Raw genomic sequence first — 18331 nt, forward strand, 5'->3', positions numbered from 1 at the left:
GCTATTTTGGCTTAACAAATAATAAACGGCCGGAGGATTCCGACCGCTTATATAGGTTAACGCAATGAATTAAAGATATCAGGCGTTGGCAGTCACTACTTTATTACCCGCCATTTCGGCAGATCTGCGGATCCACAGTTCGCGCCATTTTTTCAGTGCTGATATTAAGATAATGACGCCCAGTGTCATCATGATAATAGAGATGATGCCGTTGAACAGGTTGTAACCCTTGGCTGCTGAGTTGAAGTACACGTGAGTGATCATCCAATAGCCCGCATAGTTTACGGTGACAAATAGATAAGCGAGAGGGATTACACAGGTCAGCATATAGATACGTTTGGTTGCCAGCCGCAGAATAATAGTGGCACCAATGATTAAGCCAACAGAAGCCATTAACTGGTTAGAGACACCGAATAACGCCCAAACCGAGTTGATGTCACCAGAGTTAAGGAGATAACCCCATAGTGCACAAGCGATAACACTACAGGCAAGGGTGCCAGGTAACCAATCGGTGCGTTTCAGTGGTGCCCAAATATCGCCCAAGAAATCTTGCAGCAGATAACGAGCAACACGGGTGCCTGAGTCAACAGCGGTTAGGATAAATACGGCTTCAAACATAACAACAAACTGGAAGAAGTATGCAGCCATGCTACTGAACCATGGCACACGGATGAAGATATCCGTCATACCGACGGCTAAGGTGACAGCACCACCGGTACGACCATATAGGTCGAGGCCAATTTCTTGGCTCAGTTGTGGCAGGTTAACCACTTCCATACCCAGCAAGCTCCAGGCTTCAGCGGAAGAGTTAATAGCGAAGTAGTCAGCAGGATGCAGAGACGTTGCCGCAATCAGAGCCATAACCCCAACCATACATTCGGCCAGCATCGCACCAAAGCCGACGGGCAGGATATCGCTCCATTTGTCGATCTGTTTTGGCGTAGTCCCTGAGCCGATAAAGGCATGGAAACCAGAGATAGCGCCACAGGCAATAGTGATAGAGATAAACGGCCAGACGGGACCAGCCAATACTGGGCCACCGCCATGAATAAATTGAGTTAATGCTGGGAATTGAATTTCGGGGTTAATAAAGACAACACCAACAATCAGCGCACCGAACACACCGATCTTCATAAAACTGGAAAGGTAACCTCGAGGGGTCAATAACATCCAAACAGGTAAGGCGGTCGCAAAGAAAGCATACATTGGCAAAATAATGCTTACGGTATCTGCTTTTAGCATTAACCAGTCGCCGAGCCAGGTGCCTTCAATGTAAGGGCCGACAAATACACACACCATGATAGCAGCAATACCGACATAAGAAGCCCCTTTCATGCTGCCGGTCATGCGTTCCCATAAACCCACACAGATAGCGATAGGGATTGTCATGAATACCGCGAAAGTCCCCCAAGGGTTACGTTCCAAAGCATGTACCACCACCATGGATAACCCAGCCATGGTAATCGTGATAATGAACAGCATTGCGAGACCCGTGCACCAGCCAGCGACTGGTCCAAGTTCTGATTTAGCGACTTCAGACAGGGATTTCCCCTGATGCTTCATTGACGCAAATAGAACCACAGTATCGTGAACGGCACCGCCAATAACACAGCCGATCAGTAACCACAGGAAACCGGGTAAATAACCATATTGGGCTGCCAGCACAGGGCCAACCAAGGGGCCAGCCGCAGCAATTGCTGCAAAGTGGCTACCAAAGTTCACCCATTTTTTAGTCGGAACGTAATCTTTACCATCTTCAAAGGTGTGGGAAGGTGTGACTTCACTATCATCGACCCGCAGTACCTTACGAACAAAAAAGATACCGTATAAACGGTAGCAGATTGTCAAGATACAAGCGGAGGCGATAACAAAGGTAATCGCATGTTGCATGAGCATTCTCTCCAGGGAATTTGTCAGGCGTTAACATACGCCTGACGCCTAAGAGAAATATCAGTGATCTGGTTAAGCGGTAGTTTGCATCATTAAGCGGTTAAAAAGAGCCGCTCAGTGGTGGCTCAATGCAAGGTAAGGTGGGCGACTAGCATGTAAGAAAACGATTTTCCTATGGAAAACATTACTCTAAAAAATAGGACTGTAACTTTTCACGTTCAACAGCGCCCAGACCAAATTCATGTTGCAACCACTGTTCACGGCTGCCATATCGCTCTTGAATACTGCGCAGCGCGGTTTGAATAAACTCGTCTCTGGCTGATAAGACAAAAGCAAATTGGCCTAGCGCTTGGTCGTTGAGTTTCAGTGACAACTCGGCCAGCATATGTTCGCGAAAAGGTGCCAGTGTGGTTTCGGTCAACAGGTAATCTTCCAATACTGTTGATTCATCAGCGCCTAAGGCAAATAGCACCAGCGCCGAACCAATACCAGTACGGTCCTTCCCGACAGCACAATGTTGTACGACACTGGCAGCATCATGCTCTGATGAAGCGCAGTTTTGCAACAATCCTGCCAGTTGCTTATAAGCCTGATTATTAAACGGCAATCGGTGGTAAAGCTCTAACATAAAAGCGCGGGCATCAAATGCGGCCAAGGTCTCATTAGTCAGTTTCTCCAGATTGGCATTCACCTCGCTACTCAACGGGTTGGCTGGAATGTTGTGATAACTCGCCCTTTGCCAGACCACATCGGGCTTGGCCTGAACTTCATCCGCATCACGATAATCAAGAATTTGAGCTACAGGACCACTGCTAAGCACATCACAATCTTTGGCACTCAAGCGATCGAGTGAACCAGAGCGGAATAGCAGACCGCGCTTGATGCGCCGACCATCAGCGGCAAGGTTACCGCCGAGATCACGAAAGTTAATACCGCCATCCAATGGCAGCAGGGAAGGATGAGAGAGAGCGGCTGTCTTCATGATTTCCTCTTATTATTGTCCATTATATCCAAAGAACTTGGCATTGCAGATGGGGCGAAGATCTGCGCAGCGTCAAATACGCGGGATAGATAAGAGTGGTGACCTTATCAGATAATGAGCTGAAATAAAAAACGGGCCAGTAAACTGACCCGCTCATCACATGTTGACTGGCACTTGGCCCAGTAACCGCCGGTTACAGCAGGTGACGCGCTGCCTCTACCACAATTTTCACCGCGTGGCTTTCGGTCGCTTTCATGGTTTCTTCGTTCGGGATTTCTTGCTGGGTGCGGTTTACAATCACCCCGGCGACCATACCGGCACGCAGGCCCTGACTGGCACACATGGTTAGCAAGGTGGCAGATTCCATTTCATAATTCATCACGCCCATAGATTGCCACTCTTCCATGGAGCCTTTAAAGCGGCGAACAACACGGCCGGAGAAAGTATCGTAGCGCTCTTGCCCCGGGTAGAAGGTATCTGAAGAGGCGGTAACACCAATGTGGGTAGTTGCACCCACAGATTTTGCGGCATTAACCAGTGCGGTTGTACAAGCAAAATCCGCCACGGCCGGGAATTCCATTGGTGCAAAGTGCAGGCTGGCACCGTCTAAACGCACCGCTGCTGTGGTGACCAAAACATCACCAACATTAATATGTGACTGGATAGCACCAGTAGTACCAATACGTAGGAAAGTCCGGACACCAAGTTGTGCTAACTCTTCAACCGCAATCGACGTCGAAGGGCCGCCAATCCCTGTTGAGCAAACAATCACGGCTTTGCCGTCTAATTCCGCGCGCCATGAAGTAAATTCACGATGAGAAGCCAGATGTACTGGGTTATCCATCAATTTAGCGATTTTCTCAACACGCTGTGGATCACCCGGCACGATAGCCAGAGTCGCCCCTTGCAGATCATTTTTAGTCAGGCCCAGGTGAAAAACGTCGGATTTAGCCATGTGTGAGACTCCTCTTTCATGAGAGATGTTGTAGGGAGGTACAAAGAAATACTTTACTCAAAATCATCACATTATTTCGTGATGACAATCACTTTGATAAAAGAAATGATAATAGTGAATACATTTTAATTGTGATATCAGTCACGTTTAATATTGATTGAGGCTATTTATCATCCAAAACCAGCCCGCTGTCGTCGTTATTTGTGTGCGAATAGCAATGATAGAACTCATTGATTAATGTTGTATCAATATCTTTTCAGTATTTATCAGCCTGACTTATCAAATGCCCTCCCTATCACCACAAAGCGGTTCGTTACGACAAAACTGGAACTCATTAATCTCAAATATTACCTATAGTTAAAGTCGATAATGAGCAACACAACAGCCATGGTTTATCGAGTAATAATAGTTTATCGAGTTACTTTTCCTCATATGCAAGGAGACCACAGTGAAAACTGATCTACTGATGACTCTCAGACAGGCAGCAGGCGGATTCACACCTGCGGTAGCACCATTAGCCTCGACGACCCGCCATACCGATCAACAAGGTATTTACTGCGGAGAAACCACGATTCCGTCTCAGGGCGACGAATTGCCGGCATATATTGCCAAGCCCGCCCAACACACGGGGCCATATCCTGTGGTGATTGTTGTGCAGGAGATTTTTGGCGTGCATGAGCACATTCAGGATATTTGCCGCAGGCTGGCGAAGCAGGGATATCTGGCTATCGCACCAGAGCTATTTTTTCGTCAAGGTGATGCCAAAGAGTATGAGGATATCAATGCGTTAGTTAAAAATCTGGTCAGCAAAGTGCCAGACCGTCAGGTCATGGTCGACCTTGATCACGCGGCACACTGGGCCTCTCGTCATGGCGGCGATACCAGCAAATTGGCGATAACGGGATTCTGTTGGGGTGGCCGAATGGCTTGGTTGTATGCCGCCCATAACCCACAACTCAAAGCCGCCGTGGCTTGGTATGGCAAACTGGTGGGTGAAAAAACCTTACTACTGCCGAAATATCCGGTTGATGTTGCCATCGATCTCAGTGCTCCGGTGCTGGGGCTGTATGGCGGTAAAGATGGCAGTATCACGCAAGAGCACATCGACACTATGCGGCAAGCATTGCGCGCCGCGAATGCGGATGCGGAAATCATTGTTTATCCCGAGGCAGGACACGCGTTTAATGCTGACTACCGCCCTAGCTATCATGCAGAGTCGGCTCTGGACGGCTGGCGGCGGATGCTGGATTGGTTTGCTCAGCACGGCGTGGCCGCCAATCCCGTGCCTGAAGAGGGTAAATAGCTGCCATAAAAAAGGGCGCGATATGCGCCCAAGTCTCACAACACAGAGTAAATAGGTCTGAATCAGATCTGTTCTTCGCGCAAACGCTGCGCCGCCAGCACCATGTTTGCCAATGCCTGACGGGTCTCCGGCCAGCCACGGGTTTTCAGGCCGCAATCTGGGTTAACCCACAAACGCTCTGCGGGGATACGCTGAGCGGCTTTGCGTAATAGCGCTTCAATCCATTCCACACTTGGCACATTCGGCGAGTGAATATCATAAACACCGGGACCAATTTCATTCGGATAAGCGAAATCTTCAAATGATTCCAGCAGCTCCATATCTGAACGCGAGGTTTCGATAGTAATCACATCCGCATCCAGCGCAGCAATGGAATCCATGATGTCATTGAACTCGCAATAACACATGTGAGTGTGAATTTGGGTATCGTTTTGCGCAACCGCCGCATTCAATTTAAAGGCGTCAACCGCCCATTGCAGATAGGTTTGCCAGTCAGCGCGGCGCAGCGGTAACCCTTCACGCAGTGCAGGTTCATCAATCTGGATGATGCCAATGCCTGCTTTTTCAAGGTCTTCCACTTCATCACGCAGTGCCAGCGCAATTTGTTTGGCGATAGTTTCTCGGCTGACATCTTCGCGCGGGAATGACCAACACAAAATGGTGACTGGCCCCGTCAGCATCCCTTTTACCGGCTTGTCCGTCAGTGACTGAGCATATTTAGCCCACTCAACCGTAATGGCTTCCGGGCGGCTGATGTCGCCAATAATCACTGGCGGCTTCACACAGCGGGAGCCGTAACTCTGTACCCAGCCATTTTGAGTGAAGACAAAACCGTCCAGATGCTCGCCGAAATACTCCACCATGTCGTTACGTTCAGCTTCACCATGCACCAGCACATCCAGACCCAAACGCTCCTGTTCCGCGATAGCTTGCTTGATATGCTCGCTGATGCCGATACGGTAGTTTTTACCGTCCAAACGACCCTGTTTGAAGTCCAGACGCAGGCCACGGATTTCAGTGGTTTGCGGGAATGAGCCAATGGTGGTGGTCGGCCAGGCGGGCAAGTTAAAGCGCTTACGCTGAGATTCAGCACGAGCTTCATAAGGCAGTTGGCGCTCAATATCTTGCGCGGTAATGGCCGCCAGACGTTGCCCCACTTGCACATTATGTACTCGGCTGGAAGCACGGCGGGCGCGAATTGGCGCGCTGTAAGCGGCCAGTTCCGTCAGCTTGGCTTCACTCGGGGCATTCAACGCCTGAGTGAGCAATGCCAGCTCAGCACATTTTTGTAGGGCAAAGGCGAACCAACTTTTCACCTCAGCATCAAGGCGGGTCTCTTCACTTAAATCAATCGGGCTGTGTAATAGGGAGCAAGAGCTGCCGAGCCATAACGGGCGGCTATTAATCAGTGGCTGTAAGCGCTCGAACCAATGACTGAGATCAGCACGCCATACGTTGCGCCCATTGATAACCCCCAGTGATAGCAGCCAGTTTTTTGGCAGTTGTACATTTAGAGCCGCAATATCATCCTGACCCGCAACCACATCAACATGCAGACCTTGCACCGGCAGTGCACGGATAGTGTCGAGGTTATGGCCGATGCTGTCGAAATAGGTGGTCAGCAATAATTTGACTTGGCCTTGCAGCGCCTGATATGCCGGCTGGAAAGCCGCCTGCCACTCTGCGGGCAGTTCCAGCACCAGTGCTGGCTCATCAATCTGCACCCACTCGATGCCACGTTTTGCCAATTCAGCCAAGACTTGCTGATAAACCGGCAGAATATCTTTCAGCAATGAGAGGCGATCAAACTGCTCACCTTTCACTTTACCCAGCCACAGGTAGGTCACCGGGCCGAGCAGTACCGGCTTGATTTTGTGGCCCAAGGCCAGCGCTTCATCAACTTCATCCAACAACTGAGTCCAGCCCAGTTTGAACTGCTGACCTTGTTGGAACTCAGGCACCATGTAGTGATAGTTGGTGTTAAACCATTTGGTCATTTCTGCTGCTGCCGCCGGGGTGCCAGTTGGCGCACGACCACGACCAATGCGGAATAAGGTATCTAAATCAATCGAGCCATCCGCATTCTGATGGCGCTCTGGGACGTTACCCAGCAGCAAACTGGTGGTCAGTACATGGTCATACCAAGCAAAGTCACCCACGGGCAGTAAATCAACGCCCGCTTGTTGCTGTTGTTGCCAATGGCGGGCGCGCAATTCACGACCCACATTGAGCAATTCTTCTTGCGTGGAGTTGCCTGCCCAGTAACTTTCTTGTGCTTTTTTCAGTTCACGTTTCAGACCTACACGCGGAAAACCCAGTGTGTGATTTAAAATTGTCATCGTCATATTCCCCATTTAGCCATCCAGATGTTTACACATCCATAATCAGCAGGTACTGTATAATCCACAAGCGCAATTTGTTCACTGTCACTGTGAAGGACTCTCATGATCGAACTGAAACACTTACGCACCCTGCAAGCCTTGCGTAATACCGGCTCACTGGCAGCGGCGGCGACACAACTTCATCAGACCCAATCGGCCCTGTCCCATCAATTCAGCGATCTGGAACAGCGGCTGGGCTTTCGTCTGTTTGTGCGTAAAAGCCAGCCGCTGCGTTTCACCACACAGGGAGAGATCCTGCTACAGCTGGCAGAACAAGTGTTGCCACAGATTAAACAGGCGCTGCAAACCTGCAACGAGCCGCACCAAACTGCGCTGCGCATCGCAATCGAGTGCCATAGCTGCATTCAATGGCTAACGCCCGCGTTGGATAACTTCCACAAAAACTGGCCACAAGTGGCGATGGATTTCCAGTCAGGGGTGACCTTCGATCCGCAACCTGCCTTACAGCAAGGGGGGCTGGATTTGGTGCTGACCTCCGATATTTTGCCGCGCAGTGGGCTGCACTATTCGCCAATGTTTGATTTTGAGGTGCGTTTAGTACTGGCACCGGATCACCCATTAGCCAATAAAGCCCGCATTGAGCCGGAAGATTTAGCGCCGGAAGTGTTGATGATCTACCCAGTGCAACGGCAGCGATTAGATATCTGGCGGCATTTCCTGCAACCGTCAGGGGTCAATCCGGTGCTGAAAAATGTTGATAACACCTTGCTGCTGATTCAAATGGTCTCTGCACGGATGGGGATCGCCGCACTCCCTCATTGGGTGGTGGAGAGCTTTGAGCGTCAGGGGTTGATTACCACGAAAACACTGGGGGATGGCTTATGGAGCCGGTTATACGCTGCCGTCCGTGATGGAGAGCAGCGCCAACCGGTGACTGAGGCGTTTATTCGTTCGGCTCGGCAGCACGCTTGCGATCATCTGCCCTTTGTAAAGAGTGCGGAGCGACCCAACGCCGGTGTACCCATAGCGAGGCCATTATCACCGTTGCACCAATGATAAAGCTGGGCCAATGGGGTTTTTCCTGCCAGATGGCCAAATTCACCAGTAACCCAGCCGGGACATGCACGTTATTCATGATACCCAAGGTGCCGGCATCAACCTGTGTCGCACCATAATTCCACATGAAATAGCCCAAGCCAGAAGCACCGACGCCAAGCCACACCAGCACGCCCCACTGTAATTCCGTTGTCGGCAGCTTTTGTGGATTGCCGAAAGCAAACCAAGCGAAAACAGCGACCAAAAAGGCCCCGACGTAGAACCATGAAAAGGCCACATGCTGCGGGATCGGGTGCACTTCCATCAGCCGCTTGTAACCGACTTGCCCGATGGCAAAACAGAGGTTTGCTGCCTGTACCAGCACCAATCCCCACCAAAAATGCTCACTCAGGTGGTCATAACGAATAATCGCCGCCCCCACCACCGCCAGCAATGCACTGAGGGCATAGCCCCACCGTAGCCGCTGACGACGTAGCAAATCATAAATCAAAGTGACATACAGCGGGGTCATCACGGTAAACAGCAAAAACTCCGGCACCGTCAGGTAGAGATAGGCGCGGAAGCTGAATAAGTACATGATACCTAACTGAATTGCACCCACCACCATATACAGCAGAATCACTTGCCAACGGATATTACGCCAGCGCAGAAACGGCAAAAAGACCAGCGCCGCTAAGCCGACTCGCATCAGCACGGAGAACCAGCTATCCACCTGCCCTGCCAGATATTCGCCAATCAGGCTAAAAGAGAACGCCCACAAAATGGTGGTAATGACCAGTAACGGCACGATAATTAGGCTCAATGAGGGGATAAAGTGCCATTGTAGCGGAAGTGAGAGAGGAGTTTTGTGCGAAGTGGGTTTACATCTGGTCAAAATGAAACCCACTGAGTGTTCTGCGGCTATTTTACATCACCGTTTTTACAGCGCCGAGCTACATCCCTACCCCAATAATGGTCAGGATCAGTGGGGTGGTGACGGCGGCCAGCACGGTGGACATCACCAAGCTGGCGGCGGCGGGGCCGGTTAGCACATTAAACTGGCGCGACATAAGATACACATTCACGCCAGTCGCCATTGACCCCAGCAATACCACTACCTGTGTTTCCAGCACGGGCAGATTCATCGTCCATGCCAGCGCCCAAATCACCATCGGCTGGACAATCAGTTTGAGGAAGCAGATGGCACTGCTGATTTGCCAACCTTCGGTGACCCGATACTCCGCCAGCCCCATTCCCAGCACAATCAGTGACAGCGGTGGCGCAACTTGCCCTAGCATGGTGACAGGTTGGTCGATAAATTGCGGCAGTGACAACCCCGTCAGGCTGAATAAGGTGCCGGAGATAATCCCAATAATCAGCGGGTTCGTCAGCACGCTACGCGCCGTTTTCACAAACCCCGCCATGGTCGGCGATCCATTACGCGCCCACTCGACCGAAATCGTCACCAATGTCCACAAAATCAGGCCGTTAAATACCAATACCAGTGCCACTGCCGGAATCGATTTCTCCCCCAGCATCAGGGTGGCAATGGGCAACCCTAACATCACGTTATTGGAGAAAATCCCGCCGAGAGCAAACACCGAGCCGGAGACACCATCCAGATGAAACACCCGTTTGGCGATCATTCGCCCGATGACAAACACCACTAAGCAACTGCCAAAAAAGGCGATCAGCAGGCGGGCATCCACTGCGGGGCGCTCGGAGAAGTCGCACATCATACGGAACAGCATGGCGGGTAACGCGAGGGAGAACACAAAGCGGGTGAGGCCATCGGTGATGGTGGAGGGCCATTTACCGAATCGCACCAAACAGTACCCCAGAGCGAGCAGAACAAAGAGCGGTGAAGACAAGACAATCTGGTGCCAGAGCGAAATAACAAAGGCGGGCATAATTCACTTCCTGTCAAACCGGGCAGGTCAGCCCGACAATGTAAAATGGCTGACCTGTCTGTTTCCTGTTCTGTATATATCAAAGTCATTGGAGTTACAGGTAGGCAGCAAGTAAGCGAATCCCGATGAGCATACGCAAGTATGTAATTCGGGTGAGTGAGCGCGGCTAACGCCCCTGTAGCTTCAAGTACGAAGATATATTGAATCTATACGGTCGGTGCAGATAGAGTCAACGCCCCAATTTAACAATTCCTGCGCGCGGGCTGGCTGATTGACGGTATAGACCAAAATATGCAGCCCTGCGCCCTTGAGCAGCGCTACTCTCTCTGCTGTCAGCGCTTTGTGATTGATATGCAGAGAGACGCAATCCAGCTGCTGGGTCAATGCTTGCCAGTGATCATCCCACTGATCCAGCAATAACCCACGCGGCAACTCAGGTGCGGCCTGTTGCGCGGCGGCTAAGGCGTCGAAGGAGAATGACGACAGCAGCGGCGGTATCGCCTGATCCTGCCACAACTGGCGAGCCGCCAGCGCGATAGCCCGCCCAGTAGCCTCTTCCGTACCCGTGGTCGGCTTAATTTCAATATTTGCGGCCATGCCGTGTTGCGCACAGCGGGCGGCCACTTCGGATAGAAGTGGTAAGCGCTCACCTCGAAATTCGGCGCTATACCAGTCACCGGCATCCAACTGGATCAGTTTTTCCCACGGCAAATCGCCCGCCACACCCCAGCCATTGCTGGTGCGCTCCAGCGTGTCATCGTGCAGCAGAAATATCTGGCCGTCTTGGGATAATTTGGCATCAAATTCAATCATCTTGTGGCCGTAGTGAGCACCCACATCAATGGCCGCCAAGGTGTTTTCCGGTGCCAATGCACCGCCGCCCCGATGGGCAACGATGGCAGGATAAGGCCAGTTTTTACTCATGAGTCCATCCGTAATCCGCTATCTGAATCAAAAAAGTGCAGCGCCGCAGGCGGGAGATAGAGATTTAATACCGTGCCCGCAGTGGGCATCTCCTCATGGGATAAGCGGGCAATAATACTCTGCCCGCCCCACACCCCGTGTGCCAGATTATCGGCCCCCAATAATTCTAGGGTCAATAATGCCATCGGCACGCCCTGCGCTGACGTTGTCTGCTGAATATGCTCCGGGCGGATACCCAAGGTCAAGCGCCGGGAAGCCCATTGTGGCCGAGGTGTTTCCAGCGGTAGGCGCATCCCGTCCGATAAAATAAACGCGCGCCCCTCTGCACTGACGGTGCCGTCGAATAGGTTCATGGCGGGTGAGCCGATAAAGCTGGCGACGAACAGTGACGCGGGTCGCTGGTAGACTTCGCTTGGCGTGCCAATTTGCTCCGCCACGCCTTTGTTCATCACGATCACCCGCTGCGCCAGTGTCATCGCCTCAACCTGATCGTGAGTCACATACAAGCTGGTCGTTTTCAGCCGACGGTGCAGTTGTTGTAGTTCGAGTCGCATCTGCACCCGCAATTTGGCATCCAGATTAGAGAGCGGCTCATCAAACAGGAAAACTGCCGGTTCGCGCACAATGGCGCGTCCCATCGCCACGCGTTGCCGCTGGCCGCCGGATAACTCACGCGGTTTACGTTTTAGCAGTGGCTCCAGCTCCAGAATACGTGCCGCCTCATCCACGCGCTGGCGGATCTGCTCTTTACCAAAGCCCCGGATTTTCAGGCCATACGCCATGTTGTCGAACACGCTCATGTGGGGATAGAGCGCGTAGTTCTGAAACACCATGGCGATGCCGCGATCTTTAGGTTCCAGATCGGTCACTCGCTGATGATCAATATAGATATCCCCGCTGGTGGTGCGCTCTAGCCCCGCCACCATCCGCAGCAGGGTTGATTTGCCGCAACCGGAGGGGCCAACCATCACGATAAACTCTCCGTCGGCGACATCTAAATCAATCTGCTTAATCACCGGCGTGATGCCGTCGTAAGATTTGGTTACTGCTTGGAGCTTTAAACATGCCATATCAGATTACTTCTCGCTGTCTACCAGGCCGCGTACAAACCAACGCTGCATCAGAAGGACCACCGCGACCGGTGGAATTAAGGTCAGGATCATTGCCGCCATCACTTGATTCCACTGAGTCGGTGCGCCCGAAGTGGAGATCATGCTTCTTATTCCCGCCACCGCCGTGCCCATAGAGGCATCGCTGGTGATCAGGATCGGCCAGAGATATTGGTTCCAGCCATAAATAAAGGTGATCACAAACAGCGCCGCTAAATTGGTTTTTGATAGCGGCAACACGATATCCCAAAAAAAGCGCATCGCCCCTGCACCATCAATACGCGCCGCTTCCAATAGCTCATCCGGCAAGGTCATAAAGAACTGGCGGAAGAGGAAAGTCGCGGTGGCGGAGGCCATTAGCGGCAGGGTCAGACCGGTATAGCTATCCAGCATATTCAGATTCGCAATCACTTGAATTGTCGGAAAAATACGCACTTCCACGGGCAACATCAAAGTGAGGAAAATCAGCCAGAAAAACAGATTTCGCAGCGGAAAGCGAAAATAGACGATGGCGTATGCCGAGAGCATCGACACCGTGATTTTGCCGACGGTAATCGCGAAAGCCATCACAAAACTGTTAAACAGCATCAGCCCGAAAGGTGCACTGTTATTGCCCACCCCGCTGTGCCAAATATTGCTGATGTTCTGCCACAAGTGTGGCCCCGGGATCAGGGTCATCGGCACCTGAAACACCTGAGTGTCATCCAGTGATGCCGCCACAAAAGCGACATACAGCGGGAATAGAATCAGCAGCACGCCAATAATCAGCATGACGTGACAAAAGATATCCAGCCCACGGCGATTCTCAATCATTGGTAACGCACCTTACGCTCAACAAAGCGGAACTGGATCACCGTCAGGCCAATCACCAGCAACATCAAAACCACCGACTGGGCGGCTGAGCTGGAGAGATCCAACCCGGCAAAACCTTCGCGGTAAATTTTATAGATCAGGGTGGTGGTCGCCTGCATCGGGCCACCGCCAGTCGCCGCATCAATAACCGGAAAGGTATCGAAAAAGGCATAAACCAAGTTCACCACCAGCAGGAAGAAGCTGACAGGTGATATCAGCGGCAAGACCAGATTAAAAAAGCGGCGCACTGGCCCGGCTCCATCTATGGCAGCAGCCTCCACCAGTGAACGGGGGATAGATTGCAAAGCGGCGAGGAAAAACAGGAAGTTATAGCTAATTTGCTTCCAAACTGAGGCTAATACCACCAGAAACATCGCCTGCCCGCTATTTTGCGCATGGTTCCAGTTGTAACCCAGTGTGGCGAGGAAGTGGTTAATCAAACCCAGCCCCGGATTGAACAGAAAGATCCACAAAACAGCCGCCACCGCAGGGGCCACGGCATAAGGCAAAATCATTAGCGTCTGATAGATACGGCTGCCGCGCAGCACATAATCCACCATCGCGGCCAGAAATAACGACACAATCAGGCCGATCCCCGCCACCAGTGAACTGAAAATCAGTGTGGTGTAAAACGAGGCTAAATAGTACTCATCCTGAAAGAGCGCAATGAAGTTACTCAGCCCCACAAATTCGCTGGAGAGGCCGAAAGGATCGAGCATTTGCACCGAATACCACAGGGCTTCACCAGCAGGCCAAAGGAAAAAAACCGCCGTGATGGCCAGTTGGGGGAAGACCAACAGATAAGGTAGCCAACTACAGGAGAAACCGGGACGGGAAGATGACATAAAATTAACCACTTATCGGACGCAATGCTGATGATCAGCACCGCGTCTTAACTCAATACCCCACAAAACTATTTGGCGTGACAGGCAAGTACAGCCGCCAAATAACCTTACTTATTCGCTTGTTCGAAGCGGCGCAGTAACACATCACCCCGCTTCACTGCTGTGTCCAATGCTTCCTGAGGCGTCTTCTTACCGGTCCACACCCCTTCCAGCTCTTCATCAACCACGGTACGAATCTGTGGCATATTGCCCAGACGCAAACCCTTGGTGTAAGGCAATGGCGGCTTGTTCAGCATTTGGCGAGTCGCCACATCAGCACCAGGATTCTTGTCATAGAAGCCCTGCTGCTGAGTCAACTCATAAGCGGCAGTGGTAATCGGCAAATAGCCGGTCTTCTGGTGCCACTCGGCGGCAATCTCCGGTTGGGTTAGGAATTGCAGGAATTCAGCCACGCCCTTGTAGGTCTCTTTATCTTTGCCGTCCATCACCCACAAGCTGGCCCCGCCAATAATGGCGTTTTGTGGAGCATCTTTCGCATCGGCGTCGTAAGGCATCATGCCGACACCATAGTTAAACTTGGCGTAATGACGAATATCCGCCAGCGAACCGGAAGAGGCGGTGGTGATAGCGCAATCGCCATTATAAAACTTGGCGGTTGACTCATCTTTGCGACCGAAATAGGTGAAATCACCCTTCTTATTCATGTCCGACAGCAATTGAATATGCTTCACCTGCAATGGCTTATTGAATTCCAACACCGCATCAGTGCCATCAAAACCATTATTGCGGCTGGCTATCGGCTGACCATGCCAAGCGCTGAAGTTCTCAATTTGAATCCACCCTTGCCAACCGCTGGCGTAACCACAGCTTGAACCCGCAGCACGTAACTTGGCGGTATCTGCCGCCAGCTCTTGCCAGGTTTTCGGCGGTTGATCGGGGTTCAGGCCGGCTTTTTTGAAGGCATCTTTGTTGTAGTACAGCACCGGAGTGGAGCTGTTAAATGGCTGGGAGAGTAAATGACCCGTTTTGGCGTCGGTGTAATAACCGGCGACTGTCGGCACGAAAACAGATTCATCAAAATTAATATTAGCGTCTTTAAATACTTGGAACACTGGCTTGATCGCTTTACTCGCCATCATGGTTGCCGTGCCGACTTCGTAAACCTGCAAAATGGCCGGGGCTTTACCGGAACGGAAAGCCGCAATACCCGCCGCGAGGCTCTGCTCATAATTGCCTTTATAGACAGGCACAATCTTATAATCGCTATGCGTCTGATTAAAACGATCAGCTAACGAGTTGACCTCGACACCTAACTCCCCTTCCATCGAGTGCCAGAAAGGAATTTCAGTCACGGCCATGGCATTGGCGCTGAATGCCAAGGTTAGCGCGATACAAATCGACGTTTTGCGAATGGTCTGGTTAAACATATCTAGCCCCTGAATGAATCTGTATGGCTCACATCAATAAATGGCTGCAGGTGAGCGAAATAAATCATTTTTCTGTTCGAAAGCAAACATGACACTGTTTCATGACAGAAATATAAATGTAATGTGACGGAGGTGTGACAAAGACATGAAAATAATGCTGCATGGAATTTCTTATTTCTCACAATGAAGTACTTTCAGCAGCATCATCCAATTTTTATTTTTAATGGTGAGTAAATTAAAAAATAAATTTAAAAAGATTAACTAATGAGAACACTTAACTCATTCCACTAATCCTAATTATAAAAAATGAAATTAATAAAACTTAATAGCGCCTAACTCGTCACCGCTTGAGAAAATACTATTTAGCGTGTTAGTGTTCTCGCCGTCCTGTGACGGCCCGTACATTTATTTTGCTATACCGCCCCTTGTTATCATTACTTATAAGGCTCACGGAAATAATTAACACCTCAGCCGCATGGGAAAGCAATTTTTATTTATATAATGAATCAATTACATAAGGTAATAATTATGATGAAAAAGACCCTGCTTTCTATTATCACTATGGCTATAGTGACGAGCAGCAGTGCTTATGCTGCTCACTCGGTACAAAAAGATATCTCGATTGAAGTCGAGATTGCAGAATCATTAATAATTACAATGAATAAAGCAGATGGCACTCCATTTAATAGTCTAAATCTTACTCTTGATCATAACTACTTTGGCACTGGCTATGTCCATTCAGATTCTTCCTTTAGTGCAGCTCCTAGCTACTTGGTCGCCACACAACCCGTCAAAATAACCGCTCTTCAAGATACAAAAGTTGAAATCTCACTTGCAGAAGAATTTGTCATGCATCACGCAAAGGGAGAAGACAAGCGATTATATCCTAACGTTCACATAGATGACGAAGAACTATCTCTTCTGAGTGGTTCTGAAATTATTTTAAAAAACAAAGAAAAGGATGTAACCCTAGAAGTTGTTGTTCAAGACTCCGGCACCCAACCAGGAGACAAATACACGGGCATCCTTAAACTTGTTATGGAATACGTCGCTTAATTCAGTCAAAATATAATAGATGATAGACACACTATAATAAATGATGACCACTAAATGTAACTGGATCATCTCCATTTGAGGGAGCACTATTTCTCATGTTAACCTTATTGTCTTCTTGTGATGCTCGCATATTGACACTTTTATAAGCTTCCTCATTATCATTGCTTATAGGGTTCACAGGAATAACTAATATCACCCGCATGGGTAACAACTCTATATTTATAGAATGTATTAATTACATAAGGTATCTATGATGAAAAAGACCCTGCTTTCTATTATCACTATGGCTATAGTGACGAGCAATACTGCTTATGCCGCTCACTTTGTACAAAAAGATATCGTTGTTGAGGCTGAAATCGTCGAACCTTTAATACTGACAAAAGCAGATGGCTCCACATTCAATAACATACAACTTGAATACAAGCCTGAAAAATGGAATGGGATTGGCTCTCACCTTGTGTTTTCTCCTGCCAAACTGACAGTTAAGCAACCCATAAAAATAATTGCTAATCAAGGTGCAAGAGTTAAATTATCACTTGCAGAAAATTTTTATATGGCCGGTGCAAATGGGGAGAACGACCGATTATATCCTGATGTTTTCATAGATGATAATATGCTACAGGGGGTGGACGACGATTACGAATTTACGCCAGATAACAGGGTGCAGGAGCTGCGGCTTGAAACTGAAGTACCCGATAATGCCAAGTCAGGCGACAAATATACGGGTGTCCTTAAGCTTCTTATGGAGTCTGCCCCTTAACTCAGTCACAACATAATAACATCCTTGTCGTTAACTTATGCAGTTGGGACGAAATTCCCGACTGCAATTTTTTTATTGCTCGGTGTATTTAATTAAAACGTTTAACTCACAAGTCAACCTCTACACTCAATACGATTTTAAATTAGCAGAGAGTGTAACGTAGATTAAAAGTCACGCCAACTCATGGAGAGGATTAACAATGAAAATATAAATTAGACATTCATTCAGTCAATTACTTAAATTATTTTGTTTTCTTAATTCAACAATAGGGACGTTGAGCCACTAAAGGTGTCATGTTAGCATAACTTCGCTTATTGAGAGAGGCTGCATTAATAATATGTTATTGACACTCACTATCACCTTTATATATGCAGCTCACAAAAATCATTAAGTAAAATAGTGCCATTCCATTCAGGAATAAGGCTCCGATTAAATAAAGGACTATTAGGTAATTATGATGAAAAAGACCCTACTCTCTATTATGACTATGGCAGCATTGGTCAGCAGCGCTACTGCAACAGCAGAGACTAAAAATATTATCGTCAGCGCAGAAATTCCACATGTAATCACTATGCAAAAAAACGGTGGTGGTGATGTAGATCGAATTACGTTAGAACCTGGTTTTGGCAATGCTCCCGCTGATGTTTACGGAGCAAGCGAAAATATTGCTATACGTAATGGCGGCGCAGATATAAAGGTTAATATCGTCGGCGACTTTAAACTGCAATCGCTTACCGCTCCAGGCGAGAGAGAATTTACTGAATTGACGGTAATTCTGGGTGGTGAACAGTTGAAAGGTAATGATGCTAATAAAATTAAGAGTGGCAATATTGAGCTAGTGATACATGGTAAGAAACCATCAGAAGCGATAGCTGAAGAAAAGTACAGCGGGACATTAAAGCTTAACCTAGAACCTGTTACTTAATTATAAAGTCCGTTTC

The 18331-nt window shown here is 49.4% G+C and carries 16 protein-coding genes; 5 read left to right on the forward strand and 11 right to left on the reverse strand.

Annotated features, from left to right (window positions below; genetic code table 11):
- Positions 1–78 precede the first annotated feature (78 nt).
- The 3 genes from HRD69_RS03905 to udp all read right to left on the reverse strand — a co-directional run bounded on the left by HRD69_RS03905 (position 79) and on the right by udp (position 3827).
- Positions 79–1890, reverse strand: coding sequence for a carbon starvation CstA family protein (locus tag HRD69_RS03905; RefSeq protein WP_004875871.1), 1812 nt, complete (start codon positions 1888–1890; stop codon positions 79–81).
- 184 nt (positions 1891–2074) lie between these two features.
- Positions 2075–2872, reverse strand: coding sequence for a tyrosine-protein phosphatase (locus HRD69_RS03910; protein ID WP_004875870.1), 798 nt, complete (start codon positions 2870–2872; stop codon positions 2075–2077).
- Between the two features lie 193 nt (positions 2873–3065).
- Positions 3066–3827 carry a uridine phosphorylase gene (gene udp, locus HRD69_RS03915; RefSeq protein ID WP_004875869.1) on the reverse strand — a complete coding sequence of 254 codons (762 nt, stop codon included), beginning with the start codon at positions 3825–3827 and terminating at the stop codon, positions 3066–3068.
- A gap of 448 nt (positions 3828–4275) precedes the next feature.
- Between udp and HRD69_RS03920 the strand changes: the two genes are divergently transcribed.
- Positions 4276–5130, forward strand: a complete 855-nt coding sequence (locus tag HRD69_RS03920; protein ID WP_004875868.1) for a dienelactone hydrolase family protein — start codon at positions 4276–4278, stop codon at positions 5128–5130.
- Positions 5131–5192: 62 nt separating this feature from the next.
- Here HRD69_RS03920 and metE read toward each other — a convergent pair whose 3' ends face one another.
- A complete protein-coding gene (gene metE / locus HRD69_RS03925) occupies positions 5193–7469 on the reverse strand; it encodes a 5-methyltetrahydropteroyltriglutamate--homocysteine S-methyltransferase (RefSeq protein ID WP_080545050.1) in 2277 nt (758 codons plus the stop codon).
- A gap of 105 nt (positions 7470–7574) precedes the next feature.
- On the opposite strand from metE, the gene metR reads away from it, so the two are divergent.
- Complete coding sequence (gene metR, locus HRD69_RS03930; protein WP_032814901.1) at positions 7575–8528, forward strand: HTH-type transcriptional regulator MetR; 954 nt, start codon at positions 7575–7577, stop codon at positions 8526–8528.
- Here metR and HRD69_RS03935 read toward each other — a convergent pair.
- The 7 genes from HRD69_RS03935 to ugpB form a co-directional block, all read right to left on the reverse strand.
- Positions 8416–9315: a carboxylate/amino acid/amine transporter gene (locus HRD69_RS03935; RefSeq protein ID WP_032814900.1), complete on the reverse strand. Its 900-nt coding sequence runs from the start codon at positions 9313–9315 to the stop codon at positions 8416–8418. The two genes, metR and HRD69_RS03935, sit on opposite strands and share 113 nt — an antisense overlap.
- A gap of 145 nt (positions 9316–9460) precedes the next feature.
- Positions 9461–10417 (reverse strand): AEC family transporter, encoded by a 957-nt coding sequence (locus tag HRD69_RS03940; RefSeq protein WP_004875865.1) that lies wholly within the window; start codon positions 10415–10417, stop codon positions 9461–9463.
- A gap of 183 nt (positions 10418–10600) precedes the next feature.
- The gene (gene ugpQ, locus HRD69_RS03945) at positions 10601–11341 is read right to left on the reverse strand and encodes a glycerophosphodiester phosphodiesterase (RefSeq protein WP_004875864.1); all 741 of its coding nucleotides are present in this window, start codon (positions 11339–11341) and stop codon (positions 10601–10603) included.
- Complete coding sequence (locus tag HRD69_RS03950; protein WP_172984597.1) at positions 11338–12411, reverse strand: sn-glycerol-3-phosphate import ATP-binding protein UgpC; 1074 nt, start codon at positions 12409–12411, stop codon at positions 11338–11340. Before HRD69_RS03950 ends, ugpQ begins: the two co-directional genes overlap by 4 nt.
- 6 nt (positions 12412–12417) lie before the next feature.
- Entirely contained in the window at positions 12418–13263 is an 846-nt protein-coding gene (gene ugpE, locus HRD69_RS03955; RefSeq protein ID WP_032814899.1) for a sn-glycerol-3-phosphate ABC transporter permease UgpE, read from the reverse strand.
- A complete protein-coding gene (ugpA, locus tag HRD69_RS03960; protein WP_032814898.1) occupies positions 13260–14147 on the reverse strand; it encodes a sn-glycerol-3-phosphate ABC transporter permease UgpA in 888 nt (295 codons plus the stop codon). The genes ugpE and ugpA overlap by 4 nt, the downstream gene beginning before the upstream one ends.
- 107 nt (positions 14148–14254) lie before the next feature.
- Complete coding sequence (ugpB, locus tag HRD69_RS03965; RefSeq protein WP_004875860.1) at positions 14255–15574, reverse strand: sn-glycerol-3-phosphate ABC transporter substrate-binding protein UgpB; 1320 nt, start codon at positions 15572–15574, stop codon at positions 14255–14257.
- A gap of 528 nt (positions 15575–16102) precedes the next feature.
- Here ugpB and HRD69_RS03970 point away from each other — a divergent pair.
- From HRD69_RS03970 to HRD69_RS03980, 3 genes are all read left to right on the forward strand, one after another.
- The gene (locus HRD69_RS03970; protein ID WP_032814896.1) at positions 16103–16630 is read left to right on the forward strand and encodes a hypothetical protein; all 528 of its coding nucleotides are present in this window, start codon (positions 16103–16105) and stop codon (positions 16628–16630) included.
- 250 nt (positions 16631–16880) lie between these two features.
- Positions 16881–17390, forward strand: a complete 510-nt coding sequence (locus tag HRD69_RS03975; RefSeq protein ID WP_004875858.1) for a CS1 type fimbrial major subunit — start codon at positions 16881–16883, stop codon at positions 17388–17390.
- 454 nt (positions 17391–17844) lie between these two features.
- Positions 17845–18315, forward strand: a complete 471-nt coding sequence (locus tag HRD69_RS03980; RefSeq protein WP_004875857.1) for a CS1 type fimbrial major subunit — start codon at positions 17845–17847, stop codon at positions 18313–18315.
- Positions 18316–18331 lie beyond the last annotated feature (16 nt).

It is taken from the genome of Yersinia mollaretii ATCC 43969 (assembly GCF_013282725.1).
Classification (GTDB): Bacteria; Pseudomonadota; Gammaproteobacteria; order Enterobacterales; family Enterobacteriaceae; genus Yersinia; species Yersinia mollaretii.